At 34.0% G+C, this 15,675-nt stretch carries 12 protein-coding genes; 2 read left to right on the top strand and 10 right to left on the bottom strand.

Going from position 1 to position 15,675, the window contains the following annotated elements; genetic code table 11:
* Window positions 1-661: 661 nt before the first annotated feature.
* Entirely contained in the window at window positions 662-1,234 is a 573-nt protein-coding gene (locus VB776_RS17225; protein ID WP_323698114.1) for a GNAT family N-acetyltransferase, read from the bottom strand.
* Window positions 1,235-1,284: 50 nt separating this feature from the next.
* On the opposite strand from VB776_RS17225, the gene VB776_RS17230 reads away from it, so the two are divergent.
* A complete protein-coding gene (locus VB776_RS17230) occupies window positions 1,285-2,073 on the top strand; it encodes a LytR/AlgR family response regulator transcription factor (protein WP_323698115.1) in 789 nt (262 codons plus the stop codon).
* Between the two features lie 271 nt (window positions 2,074-2,344).
* Here VB776_RS17230 and VB776_RS17235 read toward each other — a convergent pair whose 3' ends face one another.
* The 9 genes from VB776_RS17235 to VB776_RS17275 all read right to left on the bottom strand — a co-directional run bounded on the left by VB776_RS17235 (window position 2,345) and on the right by VB776_RS17275 (window position 10,787).
* Entirely contained in the window at window positions 2,345-2,518 is a 174-nt protein-coding gene (locus VB776_RS17235) for a hypothetical protein (protein WP_323698116.1), read from the bottom strand.
* An 88-nt stretch (window positions 2,519-2,606) separates the two neighbouring features.
* Window positions 2,607-3,944: an argininosuccinate lyase gene (gene argH / locus VB776_RS17240; RefSeq protein ID WP_323698117.1), complete on the bottom strand. Its 1,338-nt coding sequence runs from the start codon at window positions 3,942-3,944 to the stop codon at window positions 2,607-2,609.
* Between the two features lie 22 nt (window positions 3,945-3,966).
* Complete coding sequence (locus VB776_RS17245; RefSeq protein ID WP_323698118.1) at window positions 3,967-5,151, bottom strand: acyltransferase family protein; 1,185 nt, start codon at window positions 5,149-5,151, stop codon at window positions 3,967-3,969.
* A gap of 18 nt (window positions 5,152-5,169) precedes the next feature.
* Window positions 5,170-6,249, bottom strand: a complete 1,080-nt coding sequence (locus VB776_RS17250) for a M20 family metallo-hydrolase (RefSeq protein WP_323698119.1) — start codon at window positions 6,247-6,249, stop codon at window positions 5,170-5,172.
* A gap of 20 nt (window positions 6,250-6,269) precedes the next feature.
* Window positions 6,270-7,196, bottom strand: a complete 927-nt coding sequence (locus VB776_RS17255) for an ADP-ribosylglycohydrolase family protein (protein ID WP_323698120.1) — start codon at window positions 7,194-7,196, stop codon at window positions 6,270-6,272.
* 111 nt (window positions 7,197-7,307) lie between these two features.
* Window positions 7,308-7,520, bottom strand: a complete 213-nt coding sequence (locus VB776_RS17260; RefSeq protein ID WP_323698121.1) for a hypothetical protein — start codon at window positions 7,518-7,520, stop codon at window positions 7,308-7,310.
* A gap of 92 nt (window positions 7,521-7,612) precedes the next feature.
* A complete protein-coding gene (gene argB / locus VB776_RS17265) occupies window positions 7,613-8,395 on the bottom strand; it encodes an acetylglutamate kinase (RefSeq protein ID WP_323698122.1) in 783 nt (260 codons plus the stop codon).
* A gap of 53 nt (window positions 8,396-8,448) precedes the next feature.
* Window positions 8,449-9,423 (bottom strand): N-acetylornithine carbamoyltransferase, encoded by a 975-nt coding sequence (locus tag VB776_RS17270; RefSeq protein WP_323698123.1) that lies wholly within the window; start codon window positions 9,421-9,423, stop codon window positions 8,449-8,451.
* Between the two features lie 419 nt (window positions 9,424-9,842).
* Window positions 9,843-10,787 (bottom strand): hypothetical protein, encoded by a 945-nt coding sequence (locus tag VB776_RS17275; protein WP_323698124.1) that lies wholly within the window; start codon window positions 10,785-10,787, stop codon window positions 9,843-9,845.
* 38 nt (window positions 10,788-10,825) lie between these two features.
* Between VB776_RS17275 and porU2 the strand changes: the two genes are divergently transcribed.
* Window positions 10,826-15,661, top strand: a complete 4,836-nt coding sequence (gene porU2 / locus VB776_RS17280) for a putative type IX secretion system sortase PorU2 (protein WP_323698125.1) — start codon at window positions 10,826-10,828, stop codon at window positions 15,659-15,661.
* The last annotated feature ends 14 nt before the right edge of the window (window positions 15,662-15,675 follow it).

Below are 15,675 nucleotides of genomic sequence, written 5' to 3' on the forward strand. Positions count from 1 at the left end.
AATGCGTGCAGAACTAATCATTACATTTGAAGACAGAATTTCACAAGTTGATTTATTGAGTTAGGGGGCTAGCCCCCTAACTCAATAAATCAACTGACACAGTTGAATGAACACTTCCGAGCTTCGAGCTATGAGCCTTGAGCAAACCTTAATTAAAAAGCTTGTAGCTCACTGCTCATTTAGTCTCTGTCTCACTAAAGCTGTATCGTAACTCAGTTTTTCTGTATGAGATGACAGTTTTGATGAGCTATGATACTGAAAATTGGAGTTAAAGCTCGCCAAAACTGTATTGAAGCTCAGAAAATCTGAGTACCAACTCGCTTGAACTGAGTCAGTACTCCATAAATCTGAGTTAAAGCTCAGTCAAATTGAGTTGATAGTCAGAAAAACTGTATTGGAACTCGGTTTAAGCGTATTGGTGGATTTATGAACATTTCCTTTGTTTGGAGTTGTGTTTCGCCATGCCAAGTGAAGGAGCTATAAGATTTAAGCATTGAACAAACCTTAATTTAAAAAAGCTCTGACGTGTAAAATTAATGATTTTTAGTTTTTTTAATGTAGGCAACCCTTGCGGTTGCTCCTACATCGAACGGCAACCGCAAGGGTTTGCCACTATATATTTTTTATAAAGGCAAAATGTATTTTCAAATTAGCTTACAATCTAACGTATCTCTAGTTTCCAGTTCTTAACTTGCATTTTTTCGATATGGTGTACTTCGGCAATACCAAATTCTCGGAATCCAGCTTTTTTAAGTACATTTTGTGAAGGCAAATTAAAAAATGGCGTATCGGCAAAAATGGTTTTTAAAGAAGGTTCAAGGCTCGCCCAGTCTAACAAACATTTAAGAGCCTCGCTCGCATAACCTTTTTCTCGGTGTTTTCCATCAATAAAATAGCCGACCATCGTAACGCCATCTTGGTCTGGAAAACCAGCAAAACCGATGCCGCCAATAGAAGTATTTTCAGCCACCAATACGATTTCCCAATTGGTGTACCAAAAAAAGTTATCAGGGTTTTCGGCTGTCATCGGAAGCCAGAAATTTACTAAAGCATCCAAAGTTTCGGCTTTGAAGAAATCTTCAATTTGCCAATTAGATGGATTCAGCCCTAATTGTCGCTCCATTTTTTCTCTACTTTGGATAAACCAGAGCGTCAGTAAATCATTATCTAAAGGAATTAATTTTAATCGTTCTGAATATATTTCTATCATCCCATTTTCCACGATTCGCCACATCGTGTATATCAAAAATTAACCAGCGATTTGGCAAATCGTGTGAAAAATCTATGTTTAAAACAATACTTATCGACGACGAAAAACTGGCTATCAATCGCCTTGAGAGATTGCTGGGCAAATATACAGATACTTTTGAGATAATCGGACGAGCCAATAATGGTGCGGAAGGGCTTTCCTTGGTAGAAACACTTCGCCCTGATTTGATTTTTTTAGACATTGAAATGCCTGTGATGACGGGCTTTGAAATGCTTTCTCGACTTACTTTTATGCCTTTGGTGGTTTTTGCCACGGCTTTTGATGAGTATGCGATTAAGGCTTTTGAGGAAAATTCTATTGACTATTTACTCAAACCCATCGAGTATGAAAGATTAGACAAAACGGTGCAAAAACTAAAACTTTGGCAAGCCAATACAAAAGCAAAAATTGAACAGCCGAACAATCAAGAGCATTTATTCAATGATAATCTTTTGAAAATGATTGATGCAATGAAGCCTAAAAAATCAATTAGTTCTATTTCTGTAAAAACGGGAAGCAAGATTTTATTGATTGATTTACAAGAAATTAGTCATTTTGAGGCCGACGATAAGTATGTTTTTTTGATTACTTTGGATGGACAAAAATATTTGACGAGTTACACAATTTCTATTCTTGCAGAGAAATTACCTTCTAATCAGTTTTTACAAATTAGTCGGGCAAATATTGTTAATACTTTGAAAATCAAGGAAATTGAGAAACATTTCAACGGGAAATTTCAAATTACGATGAAAGATAAAGCTCAAAGCAAAATGATTTCGGGTGGTACTTTTGGGGAAGCGATTAAAGCTTTGTTTGAGATTTAGATGTTTTGGGGGACTGGAGGACTTTAGGACTTGAAGACTTTAAGATGAAAGAAGCAAGAGACAAGATGAAAGAGTTTTTTTATTAAGACTGGAGGATTTTGAGACTGGAGGACTGGAAGACTTTGGGACAAAAGATGCAAGAGACAAGATGAAAGAGGTTTTTTTTATTGAGACTGGAAGACTTTGAGACAAAAGGGCTAAAAAATAAAAATCACTAATTCACAACTCACTCAATCACAATTCACTAAATTACTAACTCACTCATTCACAATTAAAAAGAACCAAACCATGCTACTATTTCTTTCCAAAAACCTTTTGCAATTAAGTATGGGAAAAGTATCCAAACTACGATTCCTTTGATTAAGAAAAAGAAAAAACCTGCCCAACCTAAGCGTTTGAGCCATGCACGAAAGTCTTTTTTGGGTGGAGTTTGATTTGTTTCCAATGTTAATTACGATTTCCAGATTAACGCCATTCTGTTTCGATTAGTTTTAGCCTCAATGATTTTTTAATCACTGAGGCTAAAAAAATGTTTATTTCAGTAAATCTTCGATGGCGTTTTGTACTTTATCAAAACCAAATTTAACTATTACTTCTTGCATCATTGTCGAAACCTGTTCGTTGCATAAATTGCCAATACTTCCTTCGTGGCTATGTTTTAAGTCACGGTTGGGCGTATAAGTATTTGAATTGATTTCGTTTCCAATAATTTTATACGCTTCACGGAACGGTACGCCTTGCAACACTAATTCGTTTACTCTTTCTACCGAAAATAATAAATCATACTTGGCGTCGTCTAAAATGCCTTCTTTTACTTGAATATTTGAAAGCATGAAGTAAGTCATGTCTAAACAATTCAAAATTTCATCAAAAGCAGGCATCAAAATTTCTTTCAAAATCTGCATTTCACGATGATAACCAGAAGGCAAATTGCCCATTACCAACATAATTTCGTTGGGAAGTCCTTTTAAACGATTGGTTTTTCCTCTTAATAATTCTGCCACATCAGGATTTTTCTTGTGCGGCATAATCGAACTTCCAGTCGTCATTTCATCGGGTAATTTAATGAAACCGAAGTTCTGAGAATTATACAAGCAAATGTCCATCGCCAATCTCGAAAGCGTTGAAGCAAACTGAGCAATGGCAGTAGTGGCAAATAATTCAGTTTTTCCACGAGACATTTGGGCATAAACCACATTGTAATGCAAGTTATCAAAACCCAATAATGTTGTCGTCATGGTTCTGTTCAAAGGAAAAGATGAGCCATAGCCAGCCCCAGAACCCAATGGATTTTTGTTTGCCAAACGATAAGCCGTTTGCAACATTTCCATATCGTCAACCAAACTTTCGGCATAAGCCCCAAACCACAAACCAAAACTTGAAGGCATGGCGATTTGCAAATGCGTATAACCCGGCAACAATACATCTTTGAATTTTTCACTCAAAGAAATCAACAATTCAAATAAACGATTAGAAGATTCTGCTACTTCCTGCAAACGAGCACGAGTAAAAAGTTTTAAATCCACCAAAACTTGGTCGTTTCTTGAACGTCCAGAGTGAATTTTCTTTCCAGCTTCACCCAATTTACGAGTAAGCATCAATTCTACTTGTGAATGTACATCTTCGATACCTTCTTCAATCGTAAAATCTCCTGCTTGAATACTTTGGTAAATCGCTTTTAATTCTTGCTGAATCTCTACTAATTCATCTTTTTCAAGCAAGCCGATACTCTCTAACATTTGCGTATGAGCCAAAGAACCCAACACATCAAATTCAGCTAAGAGTACATCAAATTCGGGGTCACGCCCAACGGTAAATTTTTCAATTTTTTCATTTACCGAAACATTATCTTTTTGCCAGAGTTTGCTCAATTTTTTATCTTTTATATTTCGTTTAAACCTTAATAAATATCTTTTTACGATACATCCACCGCAAAATTAGCCATTCAAAACCTAAAACTAATGTTCCTTGCACCAAGCTTTGATAAGGAATTCCAAAAATTGTGGTATAATCTTTCCCCAAATGAATCAATAATGATTTTGCAATGTAGGAATCAATCGTATGGGCAATGACGTAAGCTGCGATGGAATTTGTCCCTATCACCAAAAAGAAAAAAGCAAAATTCCCTTTTTGAAGTACATCTATTGTCCAATAAAAAAATGCCATCAACAGAAAACACCAACCTCCGCTAAAAAGTACCCAAGTGGGTGTCCAGATTCTTTTTACATTCGGACAAATTCCAAGGGCGTTTAGGATTGATGCCAACACCAAACCACTGATGCCCAAAATGATAAAAGTTTTTAATTTTTCATTAGCAGAAGTATGGGCTTTCAAGATATTTCCTGCCAAAAGTCCTAAAATCATTGTGCCTAAAGTAGGAATAAAACTAAGAGTAACGTAGCCTCCGCCATTGAAAATGAAAGGGTTTTCTCTTGGAAAAAGGTTCAAAAACCATTGGTCGAAGTCGGAAGCTAAATTGGTGTTTTTGTTCCAATGAGCGGCAAAGCCTGATAAATGATGCGACCAATCTTTAGCCACGCCAACACTTGAAGTATCAAAATTGGCATCGGGCAAAGGATACAATGCAAAAGCCAACCAATAGCCAAGAAGTATCAGCACTAAAGTAGCGATTTGAATTTTCTGAGAACGAAAATTCAATAAAAACAAGAAAGAATAGCCCAAACCAATTTGGGTAAGTGTATCTTCAAAAGTAAAATAAGTCTGTTCTTTCCACTGCGAGCGAAGGAAAATTCCCAACAAAATCAACTTCAAAGAACGCCAAAGCACATGACTGAATACTTTGGTGAAATTCTCTTGATGCTGTAAACGATTGGCTACGGAATAAGGCAAAACGACACCCACCAAAAAAGAAAATGAAGGTTGAATTAAATCATGTAAAGAACAACCAATCCATTCTACATGCGATTGATTAAAAGCTAAAAAATACCAAAAAGTACTTTGAGGTACAGCTTCCGAAACTTTTTCAAAACTCAAAACCTCAGCCATCATTAAAAACATCACAAAGCCACGATACACGTCTGCTGAACTAAGTCGATTTGAAAATGATAATTGAGCCATTGTTTTGGATTTGATTGCTTATTTTGCAATGATTACTTCACCTAACATTTTGATATACAAATCTATTCCTTCTTCAATTTCTGATAAATAAATAAATTCATCAGCCGTATGCGAACGACCAGAATGCCCTGGTCCTAATTTTAGCGATTGACAATCTAAAACGGCTTGGTCGGAAGTAGTCGGAGAGCCATAAGTATTTCTTCCCAATTTAATTCCAGCTTGCACAATTGGATGTTCTAAAGGAATTGAAGATGGTTTTAAACGAATAGAACGAGCTTCGGCTACAGATTCAATATTTTGTCGAATTGTATCTAAAGTTTCTTCCAAAGAATATTGCTCGGTTACTCTACAATCAATCGTAAAAGTACAAGTATCAGGCACTACATTGTGTTGTTTTCCTGCATTGATAATCGTTACCGACATTTTCATTTTTCCCAACACAGGCGATACTTTCGGAAATTCGTACTGCTGAATCCAAGAAATATCACGAAGAGCCTTGTAAATGGCATTGTCGCCTTCTTCACGGGCGGCGTGTCCAGCTTTTCCGTGGGCAGTACAATCAACGACCATCAAACCTTTTTCAGCAATTGCCAAGTGCATTTCTGTAGGTTCACCAACGATAGCAAATGAAATTTCTGGTAAATCGTTTTCTTTCAACAATAATTCTAAACCATTTACACCCGAAATTTCTTCTTCAGCAGAAGCCACAAAAAGTACATTAAAACTTAAATCACTTCTATGATAAAAATAACAGAAAGTAGCCAATAAACTTACCAGACAACCTCCAGCATCGTTACTTCCTAAACCAAAGAGTTTTCCATCTTTCACCAAAGGTTCAAAAGGATTCAGTGTCCAAGAAGGATTAGGTTTTACTGTATCGTGGTGGGAATTAAGTAATACTGTTGGTAAGGCTGGATTGAAATGTTGGTTTCTTGCCCAAAGGTTATTGATTTTTCTACGAAAAGGAATGTTTCTTTCTCTGAAAAATTCTTCAAGAATATCGCCTGTTTGTTGTTCTTCACGGCTAAAAGATTGTGTAGCGATGAGTTGTTTTAAAAGAACAATAGCGTCTTGAGTAAGTTGTTGTTGTAAGGTCATGTTTTTGGAAGACTTGCGAATTATCCAAGTTTGGAAAACCGCTCAGTGAGGTCAAATATATCTTCTTTACGAGCTAAAAGATGAATCCATTCGGTAGGAATTTGGTCGAAACCATAATACAAACCAGCCATTCCGCCTGTTACAGAACCGATTGTATCGGTATCATCGCCCAAATTTATGCCTTTTAATACGGCATCATGGAAATTATCAGTAGTTAGAAATGCCCAGAGGCTTGCTTCTAAAGTATGAAGAATATAGCCTGAAGAGAAAATCTCATCTTGAGAAAGGTGAGCAATATCATCAAATAAAATTCTATTGTAAAGCTCTATTTCAGCATTTTTAATTTGAATCAAATGTAAATAATCTCTAACAGTATTTTGAGTTTCGTAATAGGCTTCAAATTTGTTTTCCTCTTTTAAAAGATTAATGACAAATTCGACGGCAAAAAAACAACCAATAATGGTCCGAATATGTGCATGAGTAATACTTGATACTTCTCTGACAACAGCAAAACGTTGGTCAATTGGTTTATTTTTTAGATAAAAAGCCAAAGGTAAAATTCTCATCAAAGACCCGTTTCCATTAGAATAATCATCGCATTCGCCAGACTGAAATGGAGAAACACCTTTTAAAATTTTGTCGATAGCATTCCGAGTAGAAACGCCAATATCAAACAATGTTCCTGTGGATGACCAATAATTAAACTCATACCATTTACACAAACGTTTGGCGAGTAATTCTACATCATAACCTTCAATCAGTTGCTCAGCCAAACAGAAAGACATCGAAGTATCATCCGACCAAGTACCCGCTGGTTGATGATGCGTTCCATATTCTCGCATACCCACTACGGGCTTTGCCTGTAAATGTTTACGACTCATAAACTCTACAGGTACGCCTAAAGCATCGCCTGTAGCAATGCCCAAAAGTAGTCCTTTACTGTGCATTTTTGAGTTCTTTAATGAAAAAATTAAATTTCATACAAGTCCAAATTAGGAATAAAATTGAAATCTTTTAGATTGTATGTAAAAAGAGGAATGATAAATTAGGTTCAAAATTTATAAATAGGTCTTTCTATCTAAAGACCGTGGATTTGATTTCCAAATACCAAATAAATCTTTCGGATTGAGAGACTTATTTCCTTTTGTAATCAAAGTATTGCCTTTCAATTCAGATGAAACGACTTTTACATTCTCAAATTGAAATGATTTGAACAGTAAAAATAGTTTTTCCAATTCAGCTTGGCTATTTACTTCAAATGTAACGTTCATTATTCTTAGATTTTATTTTCGTAAAAATAATTTTAAATAATGGCTTTACAATGCTCTTTAGCAATTTAACCTCATTGAAAAGGTCGAATCACTTATTTAATAATCTTTGTTCCAGCCACTCCGTCTTTCACCGCTAGTTTTACTTCTTTTGCATGACATATCGTTACTTGCGAAACACCATCTGCCAATGCTTTAAAAGCATTATCTAATTTCGGAATCATTCCTTTATTAATAACTCCTGCTGCTTTATACTTTTCGTAATCTTCTGGTTTCAATACAGCAATTACTGCATCATCGTCTTCTGGGTCTGATAATACACCTTTTTTCTCGAAACAATATACCAAATTTACTTCATAAGCTTCAGTCATGGCTACTGCAATGGCTTGTGCTTGCGTATCGGCATTGGTATTGAGCATATTTCCTTCTTTATCGAAGGTCAGCGGAGCAAAAACAGGTACAATACCTTGTTGTAACAAACTATCAATAAAAGTACTATTTACTTTTTCAATATCGCCAACAAAACCATAATCAACCGTTTTAACCAAACGTTTTTGCGATAAAATTACACCAGCATCTGCACCTGTCAAACCAATTGCATTATCACTGAAATGTTGCATTTGGGCAACTAATGATTTATTTACCAAACCACCATAAACCATTGTTACAACATCTAACATTGCTTTATCGGTGATTCTTCTGCCTTCTACCATTACCGTTTCAATGCCCAATTTCTCAGCCACTTGTGTGGCGATTTTCCCGCCACCATGTACTAGAATTTTGGGTGAAGGAATATCTGAAAAATCTCTTAGAAATTGTTTACAAAAAGTAGGATTATCAATAACGTTTCCGCCGATTTTTACAACTGTTAATTTCATATTATTTTAAAGGAAACGCTTTTGGAATTCCTCAAACGTTTCCTCAACAAAAGCTAAAATAAATAAGGACTTTCTTCTTTGATGATACTAAGTAAAATTTGTTTCATAACTACTTGTGCAGACCATACTCTGTTTCCAGCTTGCTGAACAACAACTGAATTCGGAGAATCCAACACGGCATCTTCAACAACAATATTTCTACGAACTGGCAAACAGTGCATAAATTTAGCATTGTTTGTCAATTTCATTTTTTCCATTGTTACCATCCATGATGGGTCTTGGCTCAAGATTTGTCCGTACTGAGTGTATGAAGACCAGTTTTTTGCATAAATAAAGTCGGCATCTTTAAATGCTTCTTCTTGATTATGCGTCACTTTTGCATTTCCTACAAATTCAGGTGCTAATTCATAGCCTTCTGGATGAGTAATAACAAAATCTACATTAGCCGCATTCATCCACTCTGCAAATGAATTGGGTACTGCCTGTGGCAACGCCTTTACATGTGGTGCCCAAGTAAGAACAACTTTCGGACGTGGCTTCGTTTTTAATTCTTCAATAGTGATTAAATCTGCTAAAGATTGAAGCGGATGACGAGTAGCCGATTCCAAACTTACGATTGGACGACCAGTATTTTTAACAAATTGATTGATTACTTTTTCTGAATAATCTTCTTCACGGTCGGTCAAACCTGGGAAACTGCGAATCCCAACAATATCGCAATATTGCCCGATAACTGGTGCGGCTTCTTTGATGTGTTCAGCTTTGTTGCCATCCATGATAGCTCCATCTTCAAATTCCAAACCCCAACTATCTTGTCCGACATTCATTACCATAAGCTCCAAACCCAAATTTTGTGCAGCACGTTGTGTACTTAGACGAGTACGAAGACTTGAGTTAAAAAACAAAAGCCCCATTGTACGATTTCTACCAAGGTGTTTATCTGCATAAGGAGTTTTCTTATATAATAGTGCTTCTTTTACAAGTGCTTGCACATCAACGGCATCTTTGACCGACAAAAAATTTTGCATATTTTTTTAAGCTGATTTATTCGAATATTTTGATTAATCTCTCCAAATAAGACTAAGCAGATTAATTTTTCGGAGAATATTTTGCAAAGTTAATTCAATTGTTAAAATAATACATGATTTTGTTAAAACAGTTAAATAAGCACAGAATGTTTGAAAAGTTATAACAATTAAGAAGTTTCTTTTGAGAAAAATGATTTTCTCAAAATTTTGTAACGAAAAACGGGTAAACGAAGCATTTTTATCCCATAAAATACAAGCAAAAAAATATGGCGAACCTCAAGGAGACTCGCCATAATGCCACTAACACACCAAAATAATAATTTTTGCCCGCTAAAGACAAAAATTTTACTTCTTAGAATGAACATACGAGAATTTTGACAAAAAGGATTCACCAAATCACAATTATTTTTTATTTATTTTCAAAATTGTACAAAAAAACTTTTTTTGAGCGATTTTTTAGCTCCTAAACGTTGTTTAAATTGAGCCAATCCTTCGTTTAAAATGCCTTTTTCGGTAGCAATTCCAAGGTCTAGTAGTTTAAAATTGTTTCGCTGACAAAATTCATAAATTCCTGAAATTAAATATATTGTCGGGCTAAATTTCAAATACTCTTCGTCATCTGCCAAATAAAAAGTATAGAGTATTTCGTTTGTAATTTTAACGGTTACTGCTACTGCAATCATTTTTTTTTCATGAATGACTGAAAAAATTTGAAAATTGTCTGGAAATAACGCAAAACTCTGTTTTAAATCCACCAAAGTCATCGTCATTTTTCTGTTTTTCCGCACTCTCGACCGAGTAATAAAAGCATGAATTAATGCAAAATCGAGTTCTTTTTCTTGCTGAAATAAAAAGGCATTCTTCAGCGATTTTCGCAAAAGTTGTTTGTGTCTTGAAGAGTTGACTGTTTCGTAAAAACTTAAATCAGTTACCGCTATTTCAAAATTTTGGTCAACAACACAATGTTTGAAAGATAATTTCTCAAAACAAAAATCTATTGCTTTCCGCTGATTCATACTAAGATAATTTTCTGGACAAAAAGTAATTTGCACACTTTCAAGTTTTGGCAAAGTATTGAAAGCTGATTGGATAAATGTTAAAAGCGATTCTTTTGGAAGTACTTTACTAAATTCTATTCCACCAAAAGTTGCTCGCAAAGGACTAAAACCTTTTCCTGCCAAAATAATTACAGAAAAACGAGCTTCAAGCAATTGATTTTCAAGATTCTTCCAGTAAAAAGTATATACTTCTTCTCCACCTTGTTGGCGCAAATGTTCAGGTTCGTTAAAGAAAAATCTAGTAAAATTGAATTCCAATGTTGGAATGAAAGAAAAATTATATGTGGAGATTAATTGATAAGCCATTTTTTAGTACTTTAGGGTAGAATTCTACTGATAAAAATATGAGAAAATCAACTACAATCTACAAGACAGTATTAATATTTTTGGTACTTCTTTTACATCTTCTTCGTTCAGACTCTTCAGCACAAGTAATTGGCAATGAATGGATTAATCCCCTACAACAATATTTCAAGGTTAAAATCACCCAAAAAGGAATCCATCAAATCAGCTTTGAAGCACTACAAAAAGTAGGTTTTCCAGAAAACATTCATCCTGAAAAAATACAAATATTTAGGCATGGAAAAGAAGTAGCGATTTCGGTTCATCATAATAATCCTACTGTGTTTCAAGCAAATGATTTCATAGCATTTTACGCTGAAAACAATGATGGTTCTTTGGATTCTCTTTTGTATCAACCCAGCAACACTCAACCGCATTCTTATTATAGTTTATTTTCAGACACAGCTTCTTATTTTATTACTTATTGCATTGATAATCAGAAAAATAAAAGAATATCTATTCAAGAAAAAACTCCATTTAAAAACTTAAAACCAACAGCATTTCATTTAGAAGAAGATTTACAAGTATTTACTTCTTCCTTTTCAGAAGGTCAGCCAGAACCTGTTGGCACTTCACTTTCCGCAGGCATTTTGAACAGTAATTATAGCTTTGGCAAAGCTTGGACTGGCGAAATTCAAAAACCAAACAGCAAACTCAGCTTTGATATTCAACTTAAAAATTTTATAAAAAATAGTTCTTACAAACCAAAAATTGAGATACTTTTTTCAGGACGTTCAGAAGGGAAACATCGTTTACAAATTAGCCTCAATAATCAGCTTGTAGATAGTTTATTTTTCGAAAATTACTTTACTCAACTTTATAAAAAAGAAGTAAATTTTGAAACTGATAAAAATCAAATATCTATACTTTCTAGCCAATCAAATGACCAATATTCAGTTTCATTTCTGAAAATTACTTATCCACAAAACTTCGAGATGAAAGGTTTGAATGAAAAGGTTTTTCATTTAGCAACTAATTCATCAACTGAACGTCTGGTTATTGTTCAAAACCCTCCCAAAAACGCTTTTGTCTATGACATTTCAGACAAATTTCATCCTATCAAAATTGATTTTCATCAAAACGATTCTACGCTTACTTTTCAAACCAATGGACAACATATCTTGATAAGTAATCAAATCAAAAAGCCTGATTCGATTGAACAAATATTTTTTAAAGCGTTTCCAAAAAGTAAAGCCGATTTCTTAATTATTACACATCAAAAATTACTTCAATCGGCTCAAAAATATGCAGCTTATAGAGCTTCTGAAAAAGGTGGGAAACATGATACTTTATGCGTAACGATAGATTTTTTGTATAATTATTTTACTTATGGCGACAAAAGTCCTTTGGCGATTCAACGGTTTTTAGCTTTTATAAAAAACACGGAAAAATCACAATTCTGCTTTATCATTGGTACGGCTACTTATCCACAAAAAGCCAGAAAAAATTCATCAGACTATCAATTAGATTTAGTGCCAACTTGGGGTTTTCCTTGTGGAGATATTCCTTTTGGGATGAATCTCAACGATGTCCAATTAAATATTCCAGTCGGTCGTTTAGCTACTAATAATCCTCAAACAGTTATGGATTATTTACAGAAAGTAAAAGAACACGAAGCTGAACCAATGAATGAACTTTGGCGAAAAAAAGCCTTAATGATGTCTGGCGGAAGAAGTGTTTTTGAATTGAATACTTTCAAAGATTATGTAACTAATTTGAAGGAAATTAGTAAAAGCGGACTACTTGGGCAACAAGTACAATTACTTGCCAAAAAGACAGATAATCCTACCGAATTTATCAATGTTACAGAACAAGTAAATCAAGGTGTGGGAATGATTACGATGTTTGGTCATTCGGCTTCACAGCAAACCGATATGGATATTGGCTATGTTTCCAATGATTTATTTGGCTACAAAAATCAAGGAAAGTATCCTTTTATTTTGGTGAATGGCTGCAATGCTGGTGATTTATTTGCCTCACAAAATTCTTTTGGAACCGACTGGATAAACACACCTAAAAGAGGTGCAATTTTATTTTTGGCACATAGTTATTTGAGTTATTCTTTTAGCCTAAAATCATATTCAGACGAACTATTTCAAACGCTTTTTCAAGACAGTATTTATATTGATAAAGCCTTTGGAACAATTATGCAAACCAGCATTAATCATTATTTGAAAAGATTCCCGAACTCAGCATTTGAACTAGCGAATGCACAGCAATTCACTTTACAAGGTGACCCAGCTATCGTACTTTTCCCTGCAAGTAAACCTGATTTTGCTATTGATAATACTGCAATTTTATTACAAAAACATCAAGAAAATACTACTTTACTTTCAGACTCTTTAAGCATCGGAATTGTCATCAAAAATTTAGGAAGAGTTTGCAGAAACTCCATAAATATTCAATTAAAAAGAACATTTCCAAACGGGGAAATGGTACTCTATGAAAATACGTTTTTGAAAGAAATTTCCTATCAAGATACTGTATATTTTAACATTCCAAATGACAAATTTTCAAGTGTTGGCAACAATAGTTTCGAAGTATTTGTAGATTACAATAATCATATTTCAGAACTGCAAGAAAATAATAATACTTCCGTACTAGAATACAATTTTCCAGCTCAAAATATCACTGTACTAAATCCTCTAAATTTTAGCATTGAAAACGAACAAGTAATTGATTTTCAATTACAAATACCTTTAAAAACAGATAATCCAACTATCGTTTTTGAAATAGACACGAATCATTTATTCTTTTCAGCCTACAAAAAAAGTATTATTTTACCTTATCAAAATTTCTTATCTTTCAAACATAATATCTTAGGAAAAGACAGTACTGTATATTATTGGCGAGTAAAAATAGAAGGCGATAATTGGATAGAAAACTCTTTCCTTTTTCTAAAAAATAGCACAGAAGGCTTCGCTCAATTTAGCTTTCCACAACTATCAAAATCAGTGACCGACGAACGAATTTATTTGGAGAATTCTCAATGGAAATTTCATACTTCTTCTGTTGCTTTATCGGCTAAAATCTATGGAACAAATAGTGGAGTTCCACGTTCTCACAGAGCAAATTCCGTCATTTTAAATGATAAAATTTTGATTAGTGATGGTGTTTGTTATCCTTGGTATAACCTCAATGCGTTGGCTTTCAATCGGGCTTTAAGACCTTACGCTGCTATTCCTAGTTTGGTTTGTGGCTATGCTCCTTATGCTGTCAATTATCTTTCAACAGAAGAATTTTCAAGTGATTTAAAAGATTATTTTACGGCTACAGAGTATGGAAATCATGTAATACTCTGGAATTCTGGACATTTAGAATACCAAAATTGGACGAGTGAATTCAGGAAAAGTTTCGCTGAAATTGGGGTTGATACCAATAAAATTATGCGTTTAACAAAAGGTTCTCCCTTTTTAGTTATCGGTAGAAAAGGAGCAACAAAGGCTTTGTTAGAACTATTTCCTGATGTTAATAAGCGTGGCGATACTCAGATTTTAAGTTTAGAAAATTATGCTATTAAAGATAATTTTGATGCTGGAACAATTACTTCGCCGCTTATTGGCGTAGCTTCAAAATGGGAAGAAATTTTGATTGATGTTGAAAAAGATGAGCAACAAACATTTTCTTATGATATTTTGGGCATCAATTTCAAAGGTGAAGAACGAATTTTATTAGAAAATATTCAGCAAAATTCTTTTAATATTAAGTCTATTGATGCAAAAGAATTTCCTTACTTAAAAATCAAGATTCACTTAAAAGACACTGATTTTTCTGGGAAATCACCACAGCTAAAATCACTGATTGTGCTTTATCAAAGTCCGCCAGAAGGAATTATTACACAAGGAGAAAATATCAAACTCATCGACAAGCAGGAATATGAAAATTTCAAGATTCAGACTACTTTCAAAAACATTTCAAATAAAGATTTTAGCGATTCAATTACCGTCAAACAAGTATTAACAAACATATTTCTGAATAAAAAAGACATTAAAATCTTTAAAGTAAAACCATTAAAAAGTCAAGATTCAGTCAGTGTAAATTTACCAATTCAAACTGTGGGCTGGTTAGGAGAAAACACATTTAGTCTAACTTTTAATCCCGAAATTTTACCAGAAAAATCTTATCGAAACAATTCTATTTATTATAGTTTCAAAGTAATTTCCGATGAAATAAATCCTATTTTATCAGTTACTTTTGATGGGCGACAAATTCAGCAATATGAAATTGTTTCTTCTAAACCTTTCGTCAAAATCGGTTTGAAAGACGAGAATATCTTTCGCATTAAAAAAGATACAAGCGGCATCGATTTAAAAATAAAATACTGTTCAAATTGTGCATTCAAAAAAGTTTATTTTAGTCAAAACGATATTACTTGGCGAACAGATAGTTTGACGAATACTTTTTTGATTGACTATTTTCCTCAAGATTTACCCAAAGACACTTTAAGCATTTCCGTTCAAGCACAAGATGTTGCAGGAAATTTCGCTGGAAATCATCCTTATCAAATTTCATTTAGAATACTTCCAAATGATTCTTTAATAGCTTTCAAAGTATTCCCCAATCCATTTCAGTTATTCACAAAGTTTGTCCTTGAATTAGCTGGAGAAAGTATTCCTGATGAATTTTATATTGAAATTTTTGACCTCCAGGGCAAACAAGTAGCTTTGGTAAGACCTGATAATTCAATAAAAATTGGTATCAACGAAATCATTTGGGAATGCAAAGGTTTCACAAGTAATTACTTGCCTTCTGGAACGTATTTTTATCGTTTAATTTTAAAAAATAAAGCGGTAGATTTGGCGTTTAAAACAAGTGGGAAATTGATTATTTCACGCTAAAATCCTTTGCTTAA

The organism is Arcicella gelida (genome assembly GCF_034931025.1).
In the GTDB taxonomy this organism is placed as follows: Bacteria; Bacteroidota; Bacteroidia; order Cytophagales; family Spirosomataceae; genus Arcicella; species Arcicella gelida.